Origin of the sequence: Micromonospora rosaria (assembly GCF_001567585.1) — a bacterium.
GTDB lineage: Bacteria > Actinomycetota > Actinomycetes > Mycobacteriales > Micromonosporaceae > Micromonospora > Micromonospora rosaria.
The window spans coordinates 32505-55059 of the sequence record NZ_LRQV01000022.1 but is presented as its reverse complement, the minus strand read 5'-3'; the positions used below and the strand labels follow the sequence as shown (position 1 = coordinate 55059).

Annotated in this window: 11 protein-coding genes; 7 read left to right on the top strand and 4 right to left on the bottom strand. The window is 75.7% G+C overall.

Annotation, left to right across the window (positions count from 1 at the left end):
• The first annotated feature begins 56 nt into the window (after positions 1–56).
• The 3 genes from AWW66_RS34810 to AWW66_RS09175 all read left to right on the top strand — a co-directional run bounded on the left by AWW66_RS34810 (position 57) and on the right by AWW66_RS09175 (position 14171).
• Positions 57–12848 (top strand): non-ribosomal peptide synthetase/type I polyketide synthase, encoded by a 12792-nt coding sequence (locus AWW66_RS34810; RefSeq protein ID WP_211271888.1) that lies wholly within the window; start codon positions 57–59, stop codon positions 12846–12848.
• Between the two features lie 76 nt (positions 12849–12924).
• Complete coding sequence (locus tag AWW66_RS09180) at positions 12925–13701, top strand: SIR2 family NAD-dependent protein deacylase (protein ID WP_067362706.1); 777 nt, start codon at positions 12925–12927, stop codon at positions 13699–13701.
• Between the two features lie 80 nt (positions 13702–13781).
• Positions 13782–14171: a MerR family transcriptional regulator gene (locus AWW66_RS09175; RefSeq protein WP_157527297.1), complete on the top strand. Its 390-nt coding sequence runs from the start codon at positions 13782–13784 to the stop codon at positions 14169–14171.
• 92 nt (positions 14172–14263) lie between these two features.
• On the opposite strand, the gene AWW66_RS09170 is transcribed toward AWW66_RS09175, so the two are convergent.
• Complete coding sequence (locus tag AWW66_RS09170; protein WP_157527295.1) at positions 14264–14698, bottom strand: hypothetical protein; 435 nt, start codon at positions 14696–14698, stop codon at positions 14264–14266.
• 771 nt (positions 14699–15469) lie between these two features.
• Between AWW66_RS09170 and AWW66_RS09165 the strand changes: the two genes are divergently transcribed.
• A complete protein-coding gene (locus AWW66_RS09165; RefSeq protein ID WP_067362699.1) occupies positions 15470–16138 on the top strand; it encodes a YceI family protein in 669 nt (222 codons plus the stop codon).
• A gap of 156 nt (positions 16139–16294) precedes the next feature.
• Here AWW66_RS09165 and AWW66_RS09160 read toward each other — a convergent pair whose 3' ends face one another.
• Complete coding sequence (locus tag AWW66_RS09160) at positions 16295–17668, bottom strand: cellulase family glycosylhydrolase (protein ID WP_067362696.1); 1374 nt, start codon at positions 17666–17668, stop codon at positions 16295–16297.
• 273 nt (positions 17669–17941) lie between these two features.
• On the opposite strand from AWW66_RS09160, the gene AWW66_RS09155 reads away from it, so the two are divergent.
• Together AWW66_RS09155 and AWW66_RS09150 are read left to right on the top strand one after the other, a co-directional pair.
• The gene (locus AWW66_RS09155; protein WP_211271887.1) at positions 17942–18994 is read left to right on the top strand and encodes a LacI family DNA-binding transcriptional regulator; all 1053 of its coding nucleotides are present in this window, start codon (positions 17942–17944) and stop codon (positions 18992–18994) included.
• Positions 18995–19114: 120 nt separating this feature from the next.
• Positions 19115–20605 (top strand): family 43 glycosylhydrolase, encoded by a 1491-nt coding sequence (locus tag AWW66_RS09150; RefSeq protein ID WP_067362693.1) that lies wholly within the window; start codon positions 19115–19117, stop codon positions 20603–20605.
• Positions 20606–20629: 24 nt separating this feature from the next.
• Here the strand turns inward: AWW66_RS09150 and AWW66_RS09145 are convergent, their stop codons facing one another.
• Both AWW66_RS09145 and AWW66_RS09140 read right to left on the bottom strand, forming a co-directional pair.
• Positions 20630–21016, bottom strand: a complete 387-nt coding sequence (locus AWW66_RS09145) for a VOC family protein (protein WP_211271890.1) — start codon at positions 21014–21016, stop codon at positions 20630–20632.
• Complete coding sequence (locus AWW66_RS09140; protein ID WP_067362686.1) at positions 21016–21312, bottom strand: ArsR/SmtB family transcription factor; 297 nt, start codon at positions 21310–21312, stop codon at positions 21016–21018. The genes AWW66_RS09145 and AWW66_RS09140 overlap by 1 nt, the downstream gene beginning before the upstream one ends.
• 119 nt (positions 21313–21431) lie before the next feature.
• On the opposite strand from AWW66_RS09140, the gene AWW66_RS09135 reads away from it, so the two are divergent.
• Positions 21432–22544 carry a calcium:cation antiporter gene (locus AWW66_RS09135; protein ID WP_067362741.1) on the top strand — a complete coding sequence of 371 codons (1113 nt, stop codon included), beginning with the start codon at positions 21432–21434 and terminating at the stop codon, positions 22542–22544.
• Positions 22545–22555 lie beyond the last annotated feature (11 nt).

Sequence of the window (22555 nt, the reverse complement as noted above, 5' to 3'; positions counted from 1 at the left end):
GCGATCCGCCCCGGCCGGCCGCCCGGGTACTCGATCATGGCCGATAGCATCGTCGCGTGCGGACAGTGCGCGGACCCGGCGGCCAACGGACGCTGCTCGACGTCCTCCTCGACGCCGCCGACCGGACACCCGACCAACTCGTCGTGCACGTCCGCGAGGACGGCACCGAACGGCCGGTCACCGTCCGCGAGCTGCGGGACGAGTCGCTGCGGGTGGCCGGCGGCTACCGCGCGGCCGGGGTGGCCCCCGGCACGCCCGCGATCCTGCTCGCCGACGCCGGGGACGACTTCCAGCCGATGTTCTGGGGAGCGCTCGCCGCCGGCCTGGTCCCGGTCCCGCTGCCGCCCGAGCCGGCCCGGGTGCGGGCGGTCCGTGACCTGCTCACCGACGCGGTGACGGTGACCGACGACGCCACCGCCGCCACCACCGACGGGCTGCCCGGCCCGGTGCTGCGGCTGGCCGCCCTGCGCGCCGGCGCCCCGCCGGACGACCTGCCCGCGCCCGCCCCGCACGAGGTGGCCTTCCTCCAGTTCTCCTCCGGCAGCACCGGCACGCCGCGCGGGGTGGCCCTGACCCACGCCAACGTGCTGGCCAACCTGGAGCAGGCCCGGGTGGCCAGCGGCGCCCGACCGGACGACGTCCTGGTCACCTGGATGCCGTACTTCCACGACATGGGGCTCATCGGCACCCACCTGACCCCGCTCGCCGTCGGCTGCACCCAGGTCCGCATCCCGCCGCTGGCGTTCGCCAAGCGCCCGGCGCTGTGGTTCACCACCGCCCACCGGCACCGCGCGACCCTGCTGTCGGCGGCGAACTTCGCTCTGGCCCTGGCGGTCCGGCGGGTTCCGGCGCAGACCCTCGCGGCGCTCGACCTGAGCCGCGTCCGGTGTGTCGCGGTGGGCGCGGAACCGATCTCGGCGGCGGTGTGGCGGGACTTCCTGGCGCACACCCGCCCGGCCGGGCTCGACCCGGCCGCGCTCCGACCGGTGTACGGGCTGGCGGAGGCGACCCTCGCGGTGACCTTCCCGCCACCCGGGGAGGTCGCGGTCCCGCTGCTGGTGGACCGGGACGCGCTGAGCCGGGGACGGGCGGTGGCGACGCACCCGGGCGGGCACGCGGTGGAGTTGATGGACCTGGGCCACCCGGTGCCCGGCTGCGAGGTCCGCGTCGTCGACGACCGGTACCGGCCGGTGCCCGACGACCGGGTGGGCCTGATCGAGGTCCGGGGCCCAAACGTGGCGCCGGGCTACCACCGCGCGCCGCAGGCCAGCCGGGAGACCTTCGTGGACGGCTGGCTGCGTACCGGCGACCTGGGTTTCCTGCGCGACGGCCGGCTCTGCGTCACCGGCCGCGCCAAGGACGTGGTCTTCGTCAACGGGCGGACGTTCCACGCCGCCGACCTGGAGGCGGTGGCCGTCGCCACCCCCGGCCTGCCGCCCGGGGCGACCGTGGTGCTCGGCTGCACCGACCCGGACTCCGGCGGGGAACGGATCGTGGTGCTGGTGTCGTGGGCCCGCCCGCCGGCCGGCGCGGCCGGGGTGCTCGACACGGTACGGGCCCGGGTGGCGGAGGCGGCCGGGCACGACGACGTCCGGGTGCTGCCGCTGCCGCCGGGCGCGTTCGCCCGGACCACCAGCGGCAAGCTCCGGCGGCGGCGGATGCGCGACCGGTACCTGGCCGGCGACTTCGCCGACCGGGAACGCCGCTGGCACCCAGCACCCCCGACCCCCGCCGGCCCACCCGAGGGACCATCCACCGGCACCCCCGAGGGCCCGTCGGACAGCGCCACCGCCGGCACGCCGGTGCGGACCCCGGCCGGGGACGCCGCGCGGCTGCCGCGCCGGGAGGTCGAGCGGATCGTCCGCGCGGTCTGGGCCCGCGTGCTGGACCGGCCGGCCGACACGATCGGGCCGCACGACCGGTTCCTGGCCATCGGCGGGTCGTCGCTGCGGGCGATGGAGGTGCTCGCCGGGCTGGAGGACGCCCTGGGCGCCACGTTCGACCCGGCGGACCTGCGGGACTGCCCCACCGTCAGCGCGCTGACCGACCGCATCCTCGCCGGGCCGGGCACGACGCCGACCCGACCGGCGGCGCCCCCGCCCGCTGGGCAGGCCGACCCGGGCGCGGGAACGACGCCGAGCGGGGGAACGACACCGGGCGCGGGGAGCACCCCGGCGGTGGGGGCCCCGCCGATGGCGGTGATCGGGATGGCCTGCCGGTTCCCGGGCGCGGACGACCCCGACGAGTTCTGGCAGCGCCTGGTCGACGGCGTCGACGCGGTCCGGCCGGTCCCGGCGCACCGGTGGACCCCGCAGGACGGGCAGCCCCGCTGGGGCGCCTTCCTCGACGAGCCGCTGCACGTCGACGCCGGTTTCTTCGGGCTCACCGACGAGGAGGCCCGGCTCACCGACCCGCACGCCCGGCTGTTCCTGGAGATCGGGTACGAGGCGTTGGAACGCGCCGGGTACGCCGGGCCCCGCCGCCACGGCCGGCGTATCGGTGTCTTCGCCGCGGTCGGCGAGAGCGCGTACCCCGAACTGCTGGCCGCCGCCGGGCCGGTCACCACACCGGCGGCGCTGGTCGGGAACCTGCGCAACCTCGTCCCGGCCCGGTTGGCGCAGCTCCTCGACCTCACCGGGCCGGCGCTCGCCGTCGACACCGCCTGCTCGTCGGCGCTCGTCGCGCTGCACCTCGCCGCGCGCAGCCTCGCCACGGGCGAGTGCGACCTGGCGGTGGTCGGCGGGGTCACCCTCACCCTCACCGAGACCGCCTACCGGCTGCTCGACAGCGCCGAGGCGCTCTCCCCCACCGGACGCTGCCGCGCCTTCGACGCCGACGCCGACGGCTTCGTCCCCGGGGAGGGCGGCGCGGCGCTGGTCCTGTGCCGCCCCGCCGACGCCCACGCCGCCGGGGACCCGGTGCTCGCCCTGGTCACCGGCACCGCGGTCGGCAACGACGGGCGGTCCCTGAGCCTGCTCGCCCCGAACCCGCACCGGCAGTGGGAGGTCATCGCGCGGGCGTACGCCGACGCCGGGCTCGATCCGGCCGACGTCTCCTACGTCGAGGCCCACGGCACCGGCACCGGGCTCGGCGACCCGGTCGAGGCGCGTTCGCTGGCCGCCGCGTTCCCGCCCCGCCCCGGCGGGACACCCCGCTGGCTGGGCTCGGTCAAGACCAACCTCGGGCACCTGCTCAACACGGCCGGGATGCCCGCGCTGCTGAAGGTGATCCTCGCCCTGCAGCACCGACGCCTCCCGCCGTCGCTGCACCACACCCGGCCGTCCACCCGGTACGACCTCGACGCCGCCGGGTTCGCGGTGGTCACCGAGGCCCGCCCGTGGACCGCGCCGGGGCCGCTGGTGGCCGGGGTCAACGCGTTCGGCTTCGGCGGCACCAACGCCCACGCCGTCCTGTGCGAGGCGCCGCCCGACCCGCCCGCGCCGGTACCGGTCGACGGCGAGCTCGGCGCGCACCTGGTGACGCTCACCGCGCACACCGCGTCCGCGCTGCGCCGCAGCGCCCGCGACCTCGCCCGGCACCTGCGCGCCCACCCGGACCTCGCCGCCGCCGACGTCGTCGCCAGCGCCGGCACGGCCCGCGACGACGCCCCGTACCGGTTGGCGGTCGTCGCCGGCGGTGACCTGGCCGACCGGCTGGAGGCCGCGGCGGGCGCCCTCGGGCAGGAGCCGGTCGGCCGCCGCCCCCGGACCGTGTTCGTCTTCCCCGGTGCCGGCTCGGTGCCCGCCCCGGTCGTCCGGGACCTGCACGACCGGCTGCCGGTCTTCCGGGCCCTGCTGGTCGACGCCTGCGCCGCCGCCGGACCGGTGGCCGGGCGGTCCCTGCTGTCCTGGTGCCTGGCCGGGCACCCCCCGGCGGAGGCGGACCGGCCCGACCAGCGGGTCACCGCGACGGTGGGCGTGGTGGTGGCGCTGGCGCTGGCCGGGCAGCTCACCGCGTGGGGGGTACGACCCGACGCGGTCCTCGGTGACGGGGTGGGCGAACTCGCAGCGGCTGCCGCCGCCGGTGCGCTGGGCGTCGGCGAGGCGGTCCGCAGGACCCTCGCGCTCACCGGTCCCGACCCCGCCGCTGCCGCCGGTGGCAGCGGCACCGGCGGCGGGGCCGGTGACCGGTGGCCGGCCGATCCCGGGGCTGCGACCCCGCCGGTTCCGCTGTTCAGCCCGGCGACCGGACGGTGGGACCCGCCGGACCCGACCCGGTCCGCGACCGCCGCGACGGACGGCCCGACGCTGCGGGCGGCGCTGCGCCGGTTGCACGACGACGGGTACGACACGATCGTCGAGCTGGGCACCGCCGGGGCGGCCGGCGAGATCGCCCGTGCCCTCGGCGCGCCGGGAGCCGAGCCGGTCCGGGTGGTCACGGTGCTGGACCCGCCCGCGCATCCGGCCACCCCGGCGGTGGGCACCGGTACCGCGGCACTGCTGGCGACGGTGGGGCTGCTCTGGGCCCGGGGCGGCCCACTCGACCGGCCCGCGCTGCACGCCGGCCGGCGGCGGGTGCCCGTGCCGACCTATCCGTTCGAGCGCCGTGCCCACCCGCCACCGGCCGTCCCGGAACCGACCACCCTGGAAACGGCCGCCCCGGAAACGGCTGTGCCGGAAACGGCTGTCCCGCTGCACCTGGTCGCCTGGCGGGAGGCGCCGCCGGTGGCGGGTGCCCTGCCGGCGCGGGTCCGGCTGCGCGGCCCGGGGGTCGGCGGCCCGTTCGCCGCCGCGCTGGCCACGGCGCTCACCGCCGCCGGAAGCGAGGTGACCGCCGGAAGCGAGGTGACCGCCGATCCAGCGGGTGGCACGGCGACGCCCGCCGGTACCGTGCCGGGTGCGTCGGCCCGATCCGCGCCGGCCGGGGGGCCGTCGGCACCGGCGGTGACCGTGCTGCTCGCCGGGGCGGCGGTCGACCCGCCGGACGTGGCCGCCCTCGACGCCGCCGTGACCGACCAGGTCGACGCCGTCCGGGCCCTGCTCGACACGGGGGTCGAGGGGCGGCTGCTCGTGGTCACCGAGGACGTGCACGTCACCGGGGCGGCGATGGAACGGCCCCGTCCGGTGCAGGCCGTGCTGGCGGGGCTGGCCGCCGCCCTCGCCGACGAGCGTCCGGGACTGCTGGTCCGCACCGTGGACCTGTCCAGCCTCGACGCTGCGACGGCCCGGGTCGACGCCGTCCGCCGGGAGCTGTCCGGGCTCACCGCCGACGCCACCCCGGACCGACCGGACGGTGGTGCCGGGCAGGCCCCCGCCGACGGGGTCGTGGCGACCGGGGTGGCCTGGCGGGACGGGCGGCGTCTCGCCCGGTTCCTCGTCGCGGCACCGACGCCCCCGGGCCGCTCCCCCGCCCGCGACGACGTGCCCGACGGCGCCAAGGACGGCCGGCCCGGGGCGGGCGGCGTCCACCTGATCGTCGGCGGCGCGGGTGGGGTGGGTGCCGCGCTGGCCCGTACCCTCGCCCGCGCCGGCCGGCCCACCCTGCTGCTCGCCGGCCGGGCGGAGCGGGCCCCCGCCGACCTGCTGGCCGAGCTGACCACGCTGGGGGCGACGGTGACGTACCACCGCTGCGACGTGACCGTGGCGGCCGACGTGGAGACGCTGCTGGCCGGGGTGCACCGGCTGGACACCGTGTTCCACGCCGCCGGCACGGTCCGGGTCGGCACGCTGCGGGCGAAGTCCACCCGGGACGTGCTCGCCGTGCTGGCTCCGAAGGTACGGGGCAGCTACCTGCTCGCCGAGGCGCTGCGCCGGCACGGCCATGACCGGACGGCGCTGGTCGGGTTCTCGTCGGTCAGCGCGGTCCTGCCCGGCCTGGCCGGGGCGATCGGGGACTACGCCGCCGCCAACGCCTTCCTCGACGCGTTCGCCGCAGCACACCGGGCCGCCGGCCGTCCCGTCCAGGCCGTCGGCTTCGCCGCGATCACCGACACCGGCATGGCGGTCCGCACCGCCCCCGGCCCGGCAGGCCGTCTCGGCCCGGCAGCCCAGCCCGGCCCGGCAGGCCGTTTCGGCCCGGCAGCCCAGCCCGGTCAGACAAGCCAGCCCGGCGGTGCGCGCCTCGTCGACCGGGCCGGTGCCGTCGCGTTGCCCGTTCACGACGCGCTGCGCGCGCTGGCGATCGCCCGCCGGCTCGACGCCGCCCACCTCGTCGTCGCGGACCTGCGGCCCCACCGGTCGGGTACCCCCGCCGACGCCACCGCCACCGGCCACCCCACAGCAGCCCGCACCACGGCCGGCCACACCGACACCGGCCACACCGTCACCGGCCGCAGCGGCACCGCCGGCCGCAGCACCGCAGCGGCGCTACCCGCCCCCGGCGACGTGCGCACCGTGGCCGGCCCCGCCGGCAGCCGCACCACCGGCCCCTCCCCACGACGGGACGCCGCGCACGGCGAGGGGCCGACCCGGGACGAGGTGGCGGGGCTGCTGCGGCGGCTCCTCGCCGAGCCGCTGCACCGCCGGCCCGAGGAGATCGCCGACGACACGTCGTTCCTCGCCCTCGGGCTGGACTCGCTGGCGGCGGTGGACCTGGTCAAGCGGCTGGAGGAGGACCTCGGCCGCGACCTGCCGGTCACCCTCTTCTTCGAGTACACCACCGTCGCCGACCTGGCCACCCACCTCACCGCGACCACCGGCACCGCACCGGCACCGGCACCGGCATCGGTGGAGCCGGTACCGGCGGAACGCGAGTCCGGGCCGCGGGCGACGGCGGCCGAGCCCTTCCCGCTGACCGCCGTGCAGCGGGCGTTCCACATCAACGAACGGCTCCACCCGACCGTCGCCAGCTACGCCTTCGTCCGGCAGACCGTCACCGGGCCCCTGGACGCGGCCCTGCTCGGGCAGGCCCTGGCCCACCTGGAGACCCACCACCCGATGCTGCGGGTCCGGTTCGTGCCCGGCGCCGCAGCCGGCACGCCCCGCCAGGTGCTTCCGCCCCCGGCGGCCCACCCGGACCCGGTACCGGCCTGGTACGAGGTACAGCCGCTCACCGGCACGCTCGCCGACCTCCAGGAACGGCTGTACAACACCCCGGTCGACCTCACCCGCCAGCCGCCGCTGCGGGCGGTCCTCGTCCGGGAGACCCCCGACCGGGCGCACCTGCTGCTGGTGCTGCACCACGCCGCCGGGGACGGGGTCAGCCTGAACCTGCTCAGCGAGCAACTGTGGGCCGGCTACACCGCGCTGGCCCACGGGCGGGCCCCGGCACCACCCCCGCCCGCCCCCGGCTTCGACACGTACGCCCGACAGGTCGGCCCGCCCACCCCGCCGGACCTGTCGTACTGGCGGGACCTGCTCACCGGCGACGGTTGGACGCTGCGGCTGCCGGTCGACGGCGACCCCGCCGGAGCACCCGCACCGCCGTACGTGACCCATCAGGGCGACCTGGACGCGGACCTGGTGGCGGCGTTGCGCGACCGGGCCGCCGCCGCTGGCGTCTCCCTGTTCCACCTGCTCCTCGCCGGGTACGTCCGCTGCCTGGCCCGGTGGAGCGGGCAGCGGCGGGTGCCGGTGACCGTGGCCCGGGCCGGCCGGGACGCCCGGCTGCCCGGCATCGGGCGGATCGTCGGCCCGTTCGCCGACACCCTGCCGCTGCGGGTCGACGTGGACCCCGACGAGCCGGCCGGGCAGCTCGCCGACCGGCTGCGGGTGGCCTGGTCGGCCGCGCAGCGGCACGGCTCGGTCGCCAGCCTCGACCTGGCCCGGCTGCTCGCCCGGCGCGGGGACGGTCCGCGCACCGCGAGCCCGGCCGGGTTCAGCTTCGCCCGGTTCCCGGTCGCCCGGGACCCCGGCTGCCCCGTCACCGTCGCCCCGACGGCGGCCGGCTCCGCGTCCGCCGCCACCCGCCTCAGCCTGCTCTGCTGGGAATCCGGCACCGGCCTCGGCCTGTCCTGGAACTTCCCGCTGCGCCTGTTCAGCCGGGCGACCGTGGCCCGGCTCGCCGCCGAGCACCGACAGGAACTCGTCGCCCTCGCCGCCGGCCCCGGGCCGGCGCTCGTCGCCCTCGCCGCTGGCCCCGGGCCGGCACCCGTCGGCCCCGCCGCCGGCCCGGGGCCGGATCTCGTCGCAGCCGCCACCGGCCCATGGTCGGCGATCGCCGGTGACCGGGGCGGCCACCCGGCGGCAACGGGCCCCGGCACCGGACAGCGGCGGCACCCCGGCGGGCCACCCGGGCCGACCGGTGACGGGGGCGACGTCACCGCCCGGATCCGGGCGGTCTGCCGGCGTACCCCGGAGGCGGTGGCGGTGGACACCGGCGACGGGACGGTGACCTACCGGGCGCTGGACCTGGCCGCCGACCGGGTGGCCGGGCTGCTCGCCCGGCATGGGGTACGCCCCGGTGACCGGGTCGGCCTGCTCACCGCACCCGGACCGCAGACGGTCGTCGGGGTGGTCGGGATCCTGCGGGCCGGTGCCGCCTGGGTACCGTTGGACGCCGCCCACCCGCCGGCCCGCCTCACCGACCAACTGGTCCGCGCGGGGGCCGAGCTGCTGCTGCACGACGACGACTGCGCCGACAGCGTGGCCCGGCTCGACGGGGCCACCCGGCCGGTCCGGCTCGCCCCGACCACGTTCGATCCGGCGGCCGACCCACCCACGGACACCGGGACCACGCGCCACGGACCCGAACCTGCGTCGCCCGCACCGAGCCCGGACCAACCGGCGTACGTGATCTTCACGTCGGGGTCGACCGGACGGCCGAAGGGCGTACCGGTCAGCCACCGGTCGATGCTCACCTACCTCGACTGGGCCATCGCCACCTTCGGCTACCGGCCCGGCGACCGGCTCGCCCAGACCTCGTCGAGCTGCTTCGACGCCTCGGTCCGGCAGATTCTGGCGCCCCTGCTCGTCGGCGCCACCGTGGTCACTTTCAGCCGGTCCCTGCTCCGCGACCCGGCGGCGCTGCTGTCCCGGATCGAGCGGGACCGGATCACCGTGTGGAGTTCGGTCCCCACCCTGTGGGAGCGGATCCTGCGCGCCGCCGAGGACCACGTGGCCCGGCACGGCGTCCCGCCGGACCTCGCCGCACTGCGCTGGGTGCACGTCGGCGGGGAGGAGTTGTCGCCGGTGCCGGTCCGGCACTGGTTCGACCTGTTCGGCACCGACTGCCGGATCACCAACCTGTACGGCCCGACCGAGGCGACGATCAACGCCACCTGGCACCTGATCGACCGTCGCCCGGACGACGCGGTACGCCGGCTGCCGATCGGCCGCCCGGTCGGCGGGGCGGTGGTGCGCGTCGTCGACCCCGACGGGCGGCCCTGCCCACCCGGCGTGGCCGGTGAGCTGTACCTGGGCGGCGTCGGTCTCACCGCCGGCTACCTCGGCGAGCCGGAGCTGACCGACGCGGCGTTCGTGATCCGTGACGGCCAGCGGTTCTATCGCAGCGGCGACCGGGGCCGCGTCGCGCCGGACGGCACCCTGGAGTTCCTGGGCCGGCTCGACGACCAGGTGAAGATCCACGGGTACCGGGTGGAGCCGGGCGAGATCGAGGCGGTGCTGCGGACCCACCCGGAGGTCACCTCCGCCGTCGTGCTGCACCGGGCCGACCCGCACCCCCGGTTGCACGCGTTCGTCCTGCCCACGCCGCCGGCCACCCCGAGCGTGGCCGTCCTGCGCGGCCACCTCGCGGCCCGTCTGCCGGAGCACATGGTCCCGGCCCGCATCCACCTGCTGGACGACCTGCCGCTGACCGCCACCGGCAAGATCGACCGCGCCCGGCTGCTTTCCCACACGGCGGCCCCGCCGGCCACCGTCGAACAAGCCACCCCGCCCGCCACCGGCACCGGCGGCACCGGGCTTGCCGCCCACCCCACCGTGTCCGGCACCGGCACCGGCACCGGCACCGAGGCGAGTCTGGCCCGCATCTGGGCCGGCCTGCTCGACGTGCCGGCGGTCGGTCCGGACGACGACTTCTTCGCCCTCGGCGGCGACTCCATCCTGGTCCTGGAGGTCTTCGCCCAGCTCCGGGACCGGTTCCCCACCGCGCCCAGCCCGACCGTCATCTACCAGCACCGGACCCTGGCCGCACTCGCCGCCGCGATCGACGCGACGATCACCCACGCGGCCGACACCACCGCGACCGACACCACCGCGACCGACACCCACGCGGCCGACACCGGGGCGGCCGACACCACCGCGACCGCCACCGCGACCGGCGGGACCGGCACGGCCACCGCCACCGACGCTGCCACCCACACCTCCGCTGCCACCGGCACCGGTCCAGGCCGACGCACCGGCGGCGGCAGCACCGGCGACGACAGCGGGCCGTTCCCGGTGACCGCGACCCAGCGCGGCTTCCTGGTCGCCGACGCGATCGCGCCCGGCGCCGGTACCGCCTGGCTCGCCCGCCTCCGGCTGCGCGGGCGGCTGCGCCGCGACCTCTTCCAACGCGCCGTCGACCTGCTGGTCACCCGGCACCCGATGCTGCGGACCGTCTTCCCGGCCGGTGCCCGGCCACCCGTCCAGCAGGAGCTGCCCGCCTCGATGCGGCTGCCGGTCGAGTACGAGACGCTCCGCCACCCCGCCGAGGTGGCCGCCCGGGTGACCGAGGAACGCCGCCGACGCTTCGAGCCGTGGGCGTGGCCCCTGCTCCGGCTGCGCCTGCTGACGGTCGCCCCGGAGGACCACGTCCTGCTGGTGCACGCCCACCACCTGATCGGTGACGGGTACAGCGCCGCCCTGCTGGGCCACGAACTGCTGGCCGCCTACCACGGACTGGACGCCGGGGCGACCGACCCGCTCCCCCCGCTGCGCACCAGCTTCCGGGACTACGTGACGCTGCTGGAGCGCCGTGCCGCCGGCGCACCGGACCCGACCGCGTACGCCTGGTGGGCCGGACGGTTCGGGTCGCCGTACCGGCCGCCGGTCCTGGCCGCCGGGACCGATTGGGCGCCCGGCGTCGGCCACCCCGACGACGCCGGCACGTCAGAGGGGGCCAGCCGACCGGCGCCGGTACGCGGCTTCACCCTGGACACCACGGTCGTCGCCGGGCTGCGCCGGCTCGCCGCCGGCGCGGCGACCACGCTGCACGCTCCCGTGCTGGCCGCGTACCACCGGGCACTGGCCCGCCACACCGGTCAGGACGACCTGGTCGTCGGGCTGGCCGTCACCGGACGCGACCATTCGCTGCCGGACCTGCACCGGGTCTTCGGCCCCTGCGCGGCGATGCTGCCGCTGCGCCTGACCGGCACCGGCACCTTCCCCACCGACCTCGCCCGGGTCGCGGCCGAGGTCGCCGCCGCCCGGCAGCACGCCGACCCGCCGGCCATCGCGGCGGCCGTGCCCACCGGACGGCCCGACGGCACCCCGGCCGGGGCCCAGTTCTTCTTCAGCTTCCTGGACTTCGACACGCTCGGCCCGGCAGCCGATCCGGCGCCGGCGGACGCCGACTCCCCCGGGGCGGCCCGGCTCAGCCTGTCCTGGGACGAGGAGAGCGAACTCGCCCCTCCACCGATCGGCACCGACCTGTTCCTGACCGCCCGGCCCGGACCCGACGGACTCCGGGTCACCCTGCGCGGCTCGCCCGACGCCGTGACGGCCGCCGACCTGGACCGCCTCGCGGACCGGCTCCGCGCCGACCTCAGCACGGCGACGGCCGACCGACCGGACCGTGGCACGGCCGACCGACCGGGCCGTGGCACGGCCGACCAACCGGACCGTGGCACGGTGGCCCGACCGGGTCCGGCCGCCATCACCGCGCCCACGGCGGTACCGTCGGCCAGGCTGACCGCGGCCATCGTCGGCTACCTGCCGCCGCCCGCGCAGCTCGCCGCGCTGGCCGGCCTGCCCGCCGGCAGCCTGCCCCGCGACCAGCTCCGCGCGCTGCTCTTCCCCACCGGCCGGCCCCGGCTGCTGGAGGAGCTGACCACCCCGCTGGGCACCTCCGGTTTCGTCTGCCTGCCCCGGTTCTCCGACGAGTTGGCCGGGGCCGGGGAGACCCTCGCCGCCGAGGCCGCCGCCGGGGTCGACCTCGCCGCCGACCTCGGCGCGGCCTGCGTCTCGCTCGCCGGCCTGGTCCCCGCCCACACCGGGTACGGCGTCGGCGTGCTCCGGCGGACCCGCACCGCCACGGCGGTCACCACCGGTCACGCCGTCACCGTCGTCTCCGTGGTCCTGACGGTGGAGGCCGCGCTGGCGGCGACCGGTCGGGGCCTGGCCGGCCGTACCCTCGCGGTGGTCGGCCTCGGCTCGATCGGCTTCTCCTCGCTGCGGCTGCTGCTGGCCCGCGCGCCCCGGCCGCCGGCCCGGCTCGTGCTCTGCGACGTCCCCTCGGCCGCGCCCCGCCTGACCGGCCAGGCCGCCAGGCTGCGGGCCGACGGCTTCACCGGCGCCGTCGAGGTCTGCGCGGCGACCCCGGCGACGCCCACCCCGGTGTACGACGCCGACCTGATCGTCGGGGCCACGAGCGCGGCGACCGAACCACTCGACGTCGACCGGCTCCGGCCCGGCACCGTCGTCGTGGACGACTCCTTTCCGCACGCGCTGGATCCCGCGCGGGCCCTGGCCCGGATGCGACGCGACCGGGACGTCCTCGTCGTCGGCGGTGGGCTGCTCCACGTCGGCGGCACGCGGCGGGCCGTACCGGTGGACCTGCCGCCGGCCGCGATCACCGCCCACGCGGCGGGCCTCGGCCTCCCCGGCGCGGTCGCCTCCTGCCAGCTCGAGGCGCTGCTTTGGGCGGCCACCCCGACCCTGCCGCTGGTGCACGGCCTGGTGGACGACCCCACGGCGGCGGCGTACGCGCGGGTCCTCAGCACGGCGGGGATCACCGCCGCGCCGCTGCACCTGCTCCACCATGCCGTCGGACCGGACCTGCCGGCGGCGCTGCCGGGCCGCCGGCCGTAACGGGGTGGCGGCGCGTCCCGCGGCCTGTGACACTCGTCGGCACACCGGCAGCACCCGCGTCCGCAGGAGGCACCGCATGGAACACGTCGTACCGCCCGAGGCGGCGGCGCTGCTGGCGCGGGCGCGCCGGGTCGTCGTCGTCACCGGCGCGGGCATCTCGGCCGAGAGCGGCGTGCCGACGTTCCGGGACGCCCTCACCGGGCTGTGGCAGCGGTTCGACGCCCAGGCGCTCGCCACCCCGCAGGCGTTCGAGGACGACCCCGACCTGGTGTGGGGCTGGTACGAGTGGCGGCGCAGCACCGTCCGGCGGGCCCGGCCGAACGCGGGGCACACCGCCGTGGCCGCGATCGAGGCCCGCCTCCCCGGCACCGTGCTCGTCACCCAGAACGTCGACGACCTGCACGAGCGGGCCGGGTCGAGGGACCCGGTCCACCTGCACGGCAGTCTCCTCGCGCCGCGCTGTTCGGGCTGTTCCCGGCCCGCGCCGCTGCCCGACGTCGCGGACGAGCCGGCCGAGGGGCGACGCGTCCCGCCGCCCCGGTGCGCCGGGTGCGCCGCCAGGGTACGGCCGGGGGTGGTGTGGTTCGGTGAGGCGTTGCCGCAGGCGGCGCTGGACCGGGCGGTCGAGGCGGCGGCCTCCTGTGACCTGCTGGTGACGGTCGGCACCTCCGGCCTGGTGTACCCCGCCGCCGAGATACCCCGGGTGGCCGCGCGGCTCGGGGCCACGGTGATCCAGGTCAACCCGGACGAGACTCCCCTGGACGCGGTCGCCGAGGTGAACCTGCGCGGGCCGGCGGCCCGGGTCCTGCCGGCCCTCGTCGCCGCCGCCTGGGGCGACACCATGCCGGCGTGACCACACATCACCCCGCCCGGCCCCGCACCGCCGTACCGCACGGAACGCGACAGTGGTCCGCGCCCGGCTACCCTGGGCCGATGGCAGCAGTTGACACCGATGTGAGGGACCGGACCGGTGCGGCGCTGAGCATCGGTCAACTCGCCACCGCCAGCGGGGTCAGCAGCCGCTCGCTGCGGTACTACGAGGAACAGGGTCTGATCGTCGCCCATCGCACCGAGTCCGGTCATCGCCGCTACGACCCGGCGTGCGTCGACCGGGTGGTCCTCATCCAGCGCATGTTCGCCGCCGGCCTGTCCAGCGCCGCGATCGCGCCGATCCTGCCGTGCATGCTGGACGAGTCCAAGCGCACCGCCTTTCTCGTCGGCGAGTTGCGCCGGCACCGCGACCGGCTGGCCGCCGAGGTCCGGCGTCAGCAGGAGACGGTCCGCATCCTCGACGAGGTCATCGACGAGTACGACAACCCCTGAGCCGGTGCCGCGTCCCACGGGCGGGCCGGGCCGCCACGAGCATGCCGGACATGGTCGTGGCGGCCGGGGCGACCGGTGGGGTGGGCGCGCGGCTACGGCGTGGTGCGGCCCGGCCCACCCACCAGGTACGGGTCGCGGTGCCCGTCGGCATCCTGGACCCGGAACCAGTACGCCGTGTCGGGTGTCAGCCCCTCGACGGTCACGGTGCCGAAGCGGTCCGGCCCGGAGACCGCCTGGGCCACCGGGTTCTGCCACTGCGCGGCGTCCTGCGCACTGGCGTAGAGGCTCACGGTGATCGGCAGTTCGTAGCCGCAGGGCGGGCCGAGCATGACGGAGTACCCGATCGACAGGCTCGTGGCGGTGCTCCCCGACACGTTGGCCACGACCGGCAGTACCGGCGGGCAGGCCACCGTCGGCGTCGGCGTCGGCGATGCGGCGGGGGACGTCGGGGCGGCGGTCGCCACCCCCGCCCAGCCGGCCAGGGTCACGGTCGCGGCGACCAGCACCGCGCCATACGTGCGACGCATTCGTACCTCCTCGTGGAGAACACACCGATCGCCGGGACGGGCGGTCGGTGCCGGGTTCGGGACTCCCCCGGTGACCCCGCCCGCGACGGGGCCGGACGGCTGGCGTCCTGGCTGGTCGACGGCGGGTCGGCAGGGGTGGACTGCCGCAGGGACTGCCCCGCACGCGGGCGGTGGACCCGCCCCGCGCGTCCCCTCGGCTCCGGTCGGACGATTCGCCCCGGCTCCCGGCCGCGACCAACCTCAGCCTGGCATTCGACATGCCTCGATGCAATGGGCGCTCGGCCGGCACCGCTCCGGCCGGCGCGCGGTCGGCCACGGGTGGCGCGGCCACGGCCACCCCGCAGGTCGCACCGTCGTCGCCCCGGACCGGGCCCGGCAGTCCCCCACCGCCGGACCCGGCCCCGCCCAGACCACCCCACCCCGCCGGACGAATGTCGAGAATGTACGGCGGCATTCACTGCCGTACGGTCATCGACCCGGCACCCCCTTTGGCGTCGGAATCCCGATTAGCTGCCCCGGCCGGATCTGCCCCGATACGACGCCTGCGGAGGCCCGGAATTGCGCGCAGCGTGACCGCCCGGGGACGGGGCAAATGGTCCGGCCGCCGCCCCGTGGTGATTATCCTCACGACTTCTGCTCCTGCTGCGGACAACCGTCGCCCTGGCCTCCCTATGCTGGGCGCCGGAATGCTCCTCCGGCCGTCTGCAGCCGCCCGACCAGGGCGGGTGGGCGACGCGGCCGTGAGCGTGTCGGGGAAGGAAGGCACGAGCGATGACCGGTTCCACCCGGGTCTGGGACGGCATGACCATCCCCGCCGCCGGCAGCTATCAACTCGACGCCGGGCACAAGCGAATCGGTTTTCTCGCCCGACACATGATGGTGAGTCCCGTCCGGGGCGAATTCCGCGACGCGAGCGCGCACATCCTCGTCAAGGACGATCCGTTCGAGTCGTCGGTGACGGCGACCATTCAGGCGGGCAGCCTCGACACGGCGAACGCCGACCGGGACGCCCATCTCCGTAGTGCGGACTTTCTCGACACCCAACGGTTCCCGACCCTGGAATACCGCAGCACCGGGATCACCTCGCTGGAGCGCAACGACCCGATCTTCTACTGGGCCAAGCTGAAGAGTCACCGGCTCGGCCGCCGGGCGGCGCTGGACGCGCCGGCGGCCCCGGCGGCGAACCCGGCGACCGGGCGGTTCGTGCTCTCCGGTGAGTTGACGGTCAAGGGCATCACCCGCCCGGTCGACCTCCAGGTCGAGTTCGGCGGTGCCCGGCGCGACCCGTACGGCCAGGACATCTTCGGGTTCAGCGCGACGGCGGAGATCGACCGCGAGGAGTACGATCTGCTCTGGAACGTGGCCCTGGAGGCCGGCGGGGTGCTGGTCGGGCGGACCGTCCGCATCGAGATCGCCGGTGAGGCGATCCGGCAGGGCTGACGCCGGCCCGCCACGGCACGGGGCCGCGACGACACAGGGCCGCGACGCACGGGGCCGTGACGACACAGGGCCGTGACCCACCTGCCGGAGTGGGTCACGGCCGCTGCGGCCGGCGTCCGGGGGCGTACCCCGGAGGTCCTTCGCGTGGCGCGTCGGTCAGCTCGCGCTACAGGTCAGGGCGGGGCTGCCGTTGGTGCCGTTCCAGGAGCCGAGGAACCCGAAGCTGGTGCTGGCCCCGGCGCCGAGGCTGCCGTTGTAGGTCACGTTGCGGGCGGTGACGGCCGACCCGGTGGCGGTGACCGTCGCGTTCCAGGCGTTGGTGACGGTCTGGCCGTTGGCGAACGTCCAGGTGACGGTCCAGTTCCGGATCGCCGCGTTGCCGGCGGTCACCCGCACCTCACCCTGGAAGCCACCCTGCCACTGGTTGAGCACCGTGTACGTGGCGCTGCACGCACCGCCGGTCGGCGGGGTCGTCGGCGGAGTCGTGGGCGGCGTGGTCGGCGGGGTGGTGGGTGGCGTCGTGGGCGGGGTCGTCGGCGGCGTGGTCGGGGTGGTCCCGCCGAAGATGGAAGCCTCCACCGAGGTCGCCCGGATGCCGTTGGCCCCGTTGATCACCCGCTCGCCCCAGGTGGTGCGCCGGTTGGGGTCGAAGTCGAGCACCATGTCCAGGATCGGGTCGGTGTTGCCGCTCCACGACCAGGCGAGGTACCCCAGGTCGCGGGCCTCGGCCTCGGCCAGCAGGGTCTCGTGGTCGACCTCGCCGCTGGCGAACTGCCAGCCGAACTCGCCGATCACCAGCGGCCAGCCGTTACGCTCGAAGTGGTCCAGGTAGCTGATGATGCTGGCGGCGGTGTTGTAGACGGCGTACATGTGGATCGAGAGCACAGTGTTGTCGCGGGAGTCGGCGTCCAGGATCGTCTGGGCGTTGGCCCGCATGACGTTCTGCCAGTCCTGACCCCAGTTCGGGCCGTCGACCATGAGCAGGTGCTCGAAGCCGTTCTGCCGCATCCGCTGGATCGCGGCGGTGGTCGCCCCGGTCCACTGGGCGGCGTTGACGTTGCCGATCGGCTCGTTGCCGATGTTGATGACGACGTAGTTCTCCTGGCCGACCAGGGCGGCCTTCTGGCTGACCCAGTAGTCGACCGCCTCGTCGAGGGAGGCGGCGGCGCCCTCCTCGCCGTACCCGGTGGTGTCGTGCACCTCCAGGACGCAGATCAGCTTGTTCTGCTTGCACAGGGAGATCACCTGGGGCACGTCGTTCGAGGGGCCCCAGCGCTTGCCGGTGCCGAGCACCACCCGCACGGTGTTGGCGCCGGTCGCCTTGATGTCGGCGAACGAGTCGGTCTCGCCGGTGAACCAGACGTGCGGGTGGTTGACCCCGCGCATGACGAAGGGCCGTCCGTTGGCCTCGACGATGGTGCCGTCGCTGATGTGCAGGCCCACGGCCGCGTGGGCCGGCGGCACGAACATCAGGAGGGAGCCGACGAGCGCGCCGAGCGCCACGCCGAGCATGGTGAGTCGTCTTCTCATGACCTGCCTCAGAGGGGAAGGCCCCGCAGCGGGGGGCCACAGCCGACGCCACGGGCATCGGACCCCGACGATCGCTGCCCAGGCGGTCGCGGATCGGCCCAGCCCATCGACGTTGTTACGTTTGTAATCCGGCTCGTGAAGGAAGATACTCGTCGAACACCATCGATGCAACGCGCCAACTCCGAAATAATTGCCGTCGTCGCGGGTCGGTCCGCGCGACGACGGCACCCCGCACGGTCCGCCGTGCCGGGCCCCGGGAGAGGAGCAGCAACGGTGGACGAGCAGCCGGGCCACCGCGTCGGCATGCGGGACGTGGCGCGGGTGGCGGGGGTGTCGGTCTCCACCGTCGCCAACGTCCTGAGTCGCCCCGGTATCGTCGCGCCGCCGACCCGCCAGCGGGTCGAGCAGGCGATCCGCCGGGTCGGCTACGTCCCCAACGGCCCCGCCCGGCAGTTACGCGGACGGCCCAGCCCCATCGTCGGCGGCGTCATCGTGGACCTGGCCAACCCCTTCTTCGCCGAACTCAACCGGGGCATCGAGGACCGGCTCGCCGAGGCCGGCTGCCTCGTCCTGGCGTGCAGCACCGACCTGCAACCGGCCAAGGAGGCCCGGATCCTCGACGTCCTGCGGGAACAGGCGGTCCGGGGCATCATCGTCTCGCCGGTCGGGCCGGACCTCACGGCCGTCCTGGAGACGAGCCGGCGCGGCACCCCGGTGGTCCTGGTCGAACAGCCCCGGGGCCCGCTCGACCTCTGCGCCGTGTCGGTCGAAGACGCGCTCGGCGGCCGGGTCGCCGCCGAGCACCTGGTCGCGCTGGGCCACCGGCACCTCGCCTACCTCGGCGCGACCGTCGAGCCCGGCACCGTGCCGCGCCGCCGCACCGGTGCGCGACAGGCCCTGGCCGATGCCGGCCTCGACCCGGACCGGGCCCTGCTCGACCTGCGCATGCCGATCCACCCGCCGCCGCTGGCCGACGCCGCCGCCGCGGCGGCGGACCGGATCCTGGCCGCCCGGCCCACCCCGACCGCCGTGATCTGCTTCAACGACACCGCCGCCGTCGGCGTGCTCCAGGGCCTGACCGCCCGGGGCCTGCGGGTACCCGAGGACATGTCCATCGTCGGCTACGACGACCTGCGCTTCGCCACGCGGATCGCGCCCGCGCTGACCACGGTGCGGCAGTCGCCGTACCAGCTCGGTCACACCGCCGCCGACCTGCTGTTGGACGAGTCGCGCCCGGGACACACCCACCACGACGTGCGGTACCGACCGACCCTGGTGGTCCGCTCCTCGACCGGACCACCGCCGGCCCGGACGCACCGGCACTGAGCGGCGCTCCGGACCACCGGCACCGGCCGACCGACCCGCCAATACCTTGACAGTCATCGATGTTAACGCGAACCTGGGGACGCGACACCGGCCGGCCCACCGCCACCGTGTGGAGGACAGATGCTGCCACCCCACCGTCCCACCGGCTCCCGGCGCGCCGCCCCCGGCCCCCGCCGGCACCGGCAGTCGCGGCTGGTCGCGGCGTTGCTCGTGCTCGCCGTGACCGCCGGCCTGCCGGTGGCCGGGCCGGCGCACGCCGCGCCCGCGGTCAGCTACACCAACCCGCTGGTCAACCAGCGGGCCGACCCGCACATCGTCCGGCACACCGACGGCTACTACTACCTGACCGCCACCGTGCCCCAGTACGACCGGATCGTGCTGCGGCGCGCGACCACCCTGGCCGGGCTGGCGACCGCGCCGGAGACCACGATCTGGCAGCGCCACGCCAGCGGCGAGATGGGCGCCCACATCTGGGCCCCGGAGATCCATTTCATCAACAACCGGTGGTACGTCTACTTCGCGGCGGGCCGCAGCGACGACGTCTGGCGGATCCGGATGTACGTGCTGGAGAGCACGGCGGCGAACCCGCTGACCGGTTCGTGGACCGAACGCGGCCGGATCACCACGCCGTGGGACACCTTCAGCCTGGACGCCTCGACGTTCGTGGCCAACGGGGTGCGCTACCTGACCTGGGCGCAGCAGGAGCCCGGCATCGCCACCAACTCCAACGTCTACCTGGCCCGGATGGGCGCCAACCCGTGGCAGATCACGGGCCCCGTGGCCCGGCTGGTCGTGCCCAGCTACGACTGGGAGACCCGGGGCCACCGGGTGGCCGAGGGGCCGGCGGTCATCCAGCGCAACGGGCGGATCTTCCTGACCTACTCGGCCAGCGCCACCGACGCCAACTACTGCCTCGGCCTGCTGAGCGCCTCCGCCACCGCGAACCTGCTCGACCCCGCCGCCTGGACCAGGAGCCCCACCCCGGTCTTCGCCAGCAACGCCGCCACCGGCCAGTACGGCCCCGGACACAACTCGTTCACCGTCTCCGAGGACGGGCAGAGCGACATCCTGGTCTACCACGACCGCAACTACCGCGACATCACCGGCGACCCGCTCAACGACCCGAACCGCCGGACCCGGCTCCAGAAGCTGTACTGGAACGCCGACGGCACCCCGAACTTCGGCATCCCGGTGCCCGACGGCGCCACCCCGGTCCGGCTGCGCGCCCACGACCTGTCCACCAGCTACGTCCGGCACTACGAGCACCGGGCGCGCGTGGAGCCGAACGTGACCAACCTGGCCGACTCGCAGTTCCGCATCGTCACCGGTCTCGCCGGGTCCGGCACGGTGTCGCTGGAGTCGACCAACTTCCCCGGCTACTACCTGCGCCACCGGGGCTACGCCGGTTACGTCGAGCGCAACGACGGCTCGGCCCTCTTCGCCGGCGACGCGAGCTACCACCGCCGCCCCGGCCTGGCCGCCAGCGCCGGGATCTCGCTGGAGTCGCAGAACGTCCCCGGCCGGTACCTGCGTCACCGCGACGGACTGCTCCAGCTGGAACCCGTCGCGTCGGCCGCCGAACGGGCGTCGGCCACCTTCCACCTGGAGTAGACCGCCGCCACGCGGGGCGGGTGACTACTTCACAGCGGCGATCTGGATCAGGTTGCCGCAGGTGTCGTCGAGGACGGCGGTGACCACCGGCCCCAGGTCGGTCGCCCCCTGGGTGAACTCGACGCCCAGCGCCGTGAGCCGCTCGACCTCGGCGTACACGTCGTCGACGGCGAACTGGGTGAACGGGATGCCGTCGGCGACCAGGGCCTGCTTGAACGGACCCGCCGCCGGGTGGCCGTCCGGCTCCAGCAGCAACTCGACGCCGTCCGGGTCGGCCGGGGAGACCACGGTGAGCCAGCGGGCGCCACCGGCGGGCACGTCGGTCTTCTTGATGAACCCCAGCTTCTCGGTGTAGAAGGCGAGCGCCTTGGCCTGGTCGTCGACGAGCACGCTGGTGACGTTGATGCGGATCACGGGTTCGATACCTCTCGGTCGATGGGCCACCGGTCGACGATCGAGCGCAGCGGGCTCGTGTCGAGGTGGTGGAACTTGTACCGGCCCTGTCGCCGGGTGTGCACCAGGCCGGCCTGTTCGAGCACCGCGAGGTGCTGCGAGATGGCCTGGCGCGAGGAGGCCAGGCCATGCTTCATGGTCAACCGGCCGCAGATCTCGAACAGCGTCTGCCCGTCCCGGTCGGTCAGCTCGTCCAGGATGACCCGTCGCGTCGCGTCACTGATCGCCTTGAACAGGTCAGGGTCCGCGTCCACAGGCACAGTTATAGGCAAGCGCGCACTTGCCTGTCAAGTCGACACCCGGGCCCGGTCGGCCCGCCCGCGTGGCCCTCCGCACAATGGTGGCGGGAACCGCCCTCCGGCATAGTGTGATCATGAAGAACCGGGCGCTCGACGTACGACGCCGACGCCGTGACATCGGACGCGTCGTGGACCTGCTGCTGTGGTGCGCGACCGCCGTCGCCGCGGTGCTCGCCGCCCTCGCCCACCACGGCGGCGCCTCCCCGGTGCTGCGGTTCCTCGGCACGCTGGGCGCCATCACGCTCGCCTCCGCGGTGCTCGGCCGGGCCCTGGACCAGCTCGGGGGTCGGATGCGCCCGGCCGCCATCGGCACCTTCCAGGCGGTCGTCGGCAACCTGCCCGAACTCATCATCTGCATCTTCGCGCTGCGCGCCGGACTCGTCACCGTGGTCCAGGCCGCGCTGATCGGATCGGTGCTCAACCTGCTGCTGCTCGGCAACGGCCTGGCGTACCTCACCGGCGGGCTGCGCAACGGCACGATGACCATCGACGGCCGGCACGCCAAGGTCACCCGGGTCATGCTCGTGCTGCTGATGGCCACGCTCATCACCCCGGCCATCGCGGTCAACCTCGGCACCCCCGCCGCGGAGCACACCACCGCCGTCTCGTACGTCGTGGCGATCGCCCTGCTCACCGTCTTCGTGGTGTCCCTGCCGTTCCGCCTCGGCAAGAACGCCGACGCGCCGCCGCCCGTGCACAACGGCACCGGCGAGGCCAAGGTCGGCACCTGGCCGCTGCCCCGGGTCCTCGTCCTGGTCGCGGTGGCCGGTCTGCTCATCGCCTTCGAGGCGGACTGGCTCACCAGTTCCCTGGGACCGGCCACCGAGGCGATGAACCTCGACCCCGCCTTCGTCGGCCTGTTCCTGGTGGCCACCGTCGGCAACCTGTCGCAGCTCGCCCCGGCGGTGCAGCTCAGCCTGCGCGGCGACGCCGACACCGCCACGGCGATCACCATGGAGGGCGCGTTGCAGGTCGCGCTGATGCTCGCCCCCGTCCTGACCCTCATCGCCCCCCTGCTCGGCGCCGGGGAGTTCACGCTGATCTTCCCGCCGTTGCAGATCGTCGCCGTCATCGTCGCCGCCCTGCTGGTCGTCTTCGTCACCATCGACGGCACGGTGAACCACCTCGAAGGGCTGGCGCTGGTCGCCCTCTACACCGTCCTCGGCTCCCTGTTCTGGTGGGGCTGAGGCCCGGCCAC